The sequence below is a fragment of the Bacteroides sp. 51 genome (assembly GCF_010500965.1).
In the GTDB taxonomy this organism is placed as follows: domain Bacteria; phylum Bacteroidota; class Bacteroidia; order Bacteroidales; family Bacteroidaceae; genus Bacteroides.
On sequence record NZ_QVMI01000067.1, the window covers coordinates 1 to 3,487 of the forward strand.

The 3,487-nt window shown below is 38.9% G+C and carries 3 protein-coding genes; all 3 read left to right on the plus strand.

The genetic code is table 11. The annotated features are described in order from the left end of the window. Positions 1-121: 121 nt before the first annotated feature. From D0T87_RS23345 to D0T87_RS23355, 3 genes are read left to right on the plus strand one after another with little or no spacing between them, the layout of a single operon-like run. Positions 122-1,357, plus strand: coding sequence for a tyrosine-type recombinase/integrase (locus D0T87_RS23345; protein WP_163178542.1), 1,236 nt, complete (start codon positions 122-124; stop codon positions 1,355-1,357). Continuing rightward, entirely contained in the window at positions 1,354-2,331 is a 978-nt protein-coding gene (locus tag D0T87_RS23350) for a tyrosine-type recombinase/integrase (RefSeq protein WP_163178544.1), read from the plus strand. Before D0T87_RS23345 ends, D0T87_RS23350 begins: the two co-directional genes overlap by 4 nt. Then, positions 2,318-3,385: a tyrosine-type recombinase/integrase gene (locus tag D0T87_RS23355; protein WP_163178546.1), complete on the plus strand. Its 1,068-nt coding sequence runs from the start codon at positions 2,318-2,320 to the stop codon at positions 3,383-3,385. Before D0T87_RS23350 ends, D0T87_RS23355 begins: the two co-directional genes overlap by 14 nt. Positions 3,386-3,487 lie beyond the last annotated feature (102 nt).

Sequence of the window (3,487 nt, forward strand, 5' to 3'; positions counted from 1 at the left end):
TGTTATCCAAACCTTCTCATTATCCAAACTTTTTATAAATCCAGCTCATTTTCAAGAGTATAAATATAAATAGTTTTGATAATGCTCCTTATTTTGTGTCCGTAACTTAAAAAAATATATTATGGACATTACCAATCTTAAAGAGAATTATCAGTATTTGATCGACTACCTCATTAAAAATGACTACTGCAAAGACCTTGTCTACAAGACGCAAAAGTGTATCCAGCTAGCATTGGACATTGGATCATCTTTAGAGATTACCTCATACGAAGACTTATTTTATTATGAGGTCAAACGACAAGGCTACAAACCTAACGAACAAAGATACAAGGCCTTTAGGTGTTATCTTGGAAACGTCAAACGTTTCGATGAAACAGGAGAATATCCCAGTAGAATGAAATCTACCGATAAGTTCCCGGCAGTTTTATCGGTGTACAGCCAATTGAATGCGGAATATCAATTTATAGTGAAACGCCATCTTGAAGTCGGAGGTCTCAATGGGAAAATGCCTCAGACTGTACGAAATGAAGCAAGAGCAACTATGCGCTTTTTCAAGCATTTACAAGATTCAGGTGCTTATTCGTTGAATGAGGTTACCCCTGAAATGGTATATCGGTTCTTCTTTGATGGAGAAAAACAAAAACGGGGAAGAGATTACTGTTCGCAAATCAAGAGAGCACTAGAATCAGCAAAAGCCTTGATGAGAGAGCCTATACAACGTTTGCAAGACTTTTTACCATCAATTAAAAGTGGGAATAAGAATTTTCAGTATCTGACACCTGAAGAATCCAGAAAAATAAGGGAATGTCTTGAAGATGAAAAATCACAGTTGACACATATTGAGCGAAGTGTAGGATGGATATTATATTTTCTTGGCCTCAGAGGGACAGACATTGTATCTCTTTCAGCAAAAGATATCGACTGGAAACGTAACAGAATACGCATTACTCAATCCAAAACCGATCAACCACTGTCTCTCCCCATGAATGCGGCAATAGGCAATGAACTTTTCGATTACATCACAACAGAACGTCCCGAAAGCGATGTTGATACTATACTGGTCACCAAACTCAGTCCTCATAGAAGTTTTAAAAATCTTCGTAGTATTGTCACGAGAATTTTTGAAAAAGCGGGAGTCAGGGTTGAAGGAGGTTCGATTGGTCCGAGGGTATTTCGCCATCATCTTGTTACTTTTCTCCTTAGTCGCGGAGTGGAATGCGATGTTGTCTCCTCCATTGTGGGACATACGTCACCGGCATCAATAAAACATTATGCTGATGCTGATATAGAACACTTACGCGAGTGTTCTATCAGCATACAAAACTATCCAATATCATCTAAATTATTCAAGATATGAAAAGACCATTTAACTCATTTCTTGCCCCTAAACTAGAGGAATTTGTCTTGAGCAGACAAGCGGCCAATAGATGGAATACTTCTTATAATAAAGAACTTCACCGATTTGATAATTATATTGCTGTGAATTATCCTGATGCCAAAATATTAACTGATGAGATGACCTCATGGTGCAATCAAAGATTGACAGAGAAAGGGTATTCATGTCGAACTCGTACAGCAGCAATTTGGAACTTTATCGATTATGCCCGTATACAGAAGTGGTGCGATGTAGAACGCAGAAGAGATCTCTCAAGGGAGGCAAGCATATATGTGCCTCATTATTTTACTTCCGAAGAACTTTCATTATTTTTTAATGAATGTGACTGTCATTTCCTTGATTTATCTAACCGACAGAAGAGCCGTTCTAACATGCTCAACCGACTGGAAGTGCCTGTATTTTTCCGGCTGTTGCTAAGTTCCGGAATGAGAACTTGCGAAGCCCGTTGGTTGAAATGTAGTGATGTGGATTTTAGTACGGGGGTCATAGAAATTGAAAAGTCCAAAGGTGTAGACCAACATCGTGTCGTTCTGCATGAAACAATGCTTTCTATATTGCAAGATTATAATAATGCAATGTCCAAACTTATGCCTGGGCGAGTACACTTGTTCCCCGATAGAAACGATTGTTCTCATAAACCGGAATGGGAGTCACACCACTTCAGAAATATCTGGTATAAAATTAGCAATGAAAGAGCCTGTCCTTATGACTTGCGAAGCTATTACGCAGTCGCCAACATAACAAGATGGGAAAACCATGGGTATGAACTTAGCGGTAAACTCCTATTCCTTTCAAGAAGTATGGGCCATAAGAATATACAAAGTACTTTTGGTTACTTCCATATCACTCCGATGCTTACAGACAAACTTAAACGAAATACAGAAAAGAATTTTAATAGTATTCTACCTAAACTGCCAACCGATGAAAAAGAGTAAAAATGACAAGAAAGCTATATCTCTGCAAGCCAGAGACCTTGCACAATATACATATGAATGGATTAACATCCATGTACCAACTCTTAAGACCAGCAGTTGCCATACAGAACGGGCTTACAGATTGTCACTGCGTTTATTTACCCTATTTCTGGAAACTGTCAAACATGTTGACATATTTTCGCTTACCACCGCGTGTTATTCCGTAGAAACGCTCAATGAATGGCGGATGTGGTTAAAGAATGAAAGAAATGCCAGCAACAGCACTTGTAATAATAGGATGTCTGTAATCAAAAGCCTTCTGGAATATATCGGAGGGAAAAATATGGCATATAGCTATCTGTATCTTAGAGCTGCTGAACATCTTCGTCCGCTCAAGGAACCACAAAAGAAAATAAAAGGGATGACACGCGATGCCGTTCAAGCTATTTTTGCCGTACCAGACACGAATACCCGTATCGGACTGCGAGACCTCACGCTCATGATGCTCAGCTACGGTGTGGCCGCTCGCATTGATGAGATTTTGTCTCTTACAATCCGTAACGTACACCTTGATGCAAAAGACCCATTTGTTCTACTTCTTGGTAAGGGAAACAAGATTAGATCGATATATCTTGAGAGTGGGTTGGTAGAGTGGCTCAGACGTTACATTGAAGTTTTTCATGGTAAAAATCCATCGAAAGGCAATTTTTTATTTTACTCACCATGTCACGGAAACAGAAATAAGCTAACGCAACCAGCTATTAGTAAGCGGTTAAAGCTATATGCTGAAAAAGCGCATCAACATTGTGAAGAGGTTCCTCTGAACTTGCATAGTCACCTTTGGCGCCACAGTATGGCATGTCATTGGCGAGAAGATAATATTAACATTGTCGAGATTAAAGAACTGATGGGACATTCTAGACTTGAGTCAACGATGATATATCAAGATGTTACAGAGGAACAGAAAAAAGCGGCAATTGAAACACTCGAAGACACTGTGACTAAATCTTTGGAAAGGAAATGGAAAATGCCAGAGAATAAAGGATTGGCAGCAATGTTCGGTCTTGATGTTTAAAATGTGCTGTCAATTATCCCAACTTTTTCCTGAAAGCAACTCATTATAAGGCGTTCTAATAAAAAGTTGGGATAATGAAAAGTTTTGGATAACAGTTGTTAT

Coding starts and splice junctions, on each gene's coding strand:
- D0T87_RS23355 (WP_163178546.1), top strand. CDS start 2,318: ATGAAAAAGAGTAAAAATGACAAGAAAGCTATATCTCTGCAAGCCAGA.
- D0T87_RS23345 (WP_163178542.1), top strand. CDS start 122: ATGGACATTACCAATCTTAAAGAGAATTATCAGTATTTGATCGACTAC.
- D0T87_RS23350 (WP_163178544.1), top strand. CDS start 1,354: ATGAAAAGACCATTTAACTCATTTCTTGCCCCTAAACTAGAGGAATTT.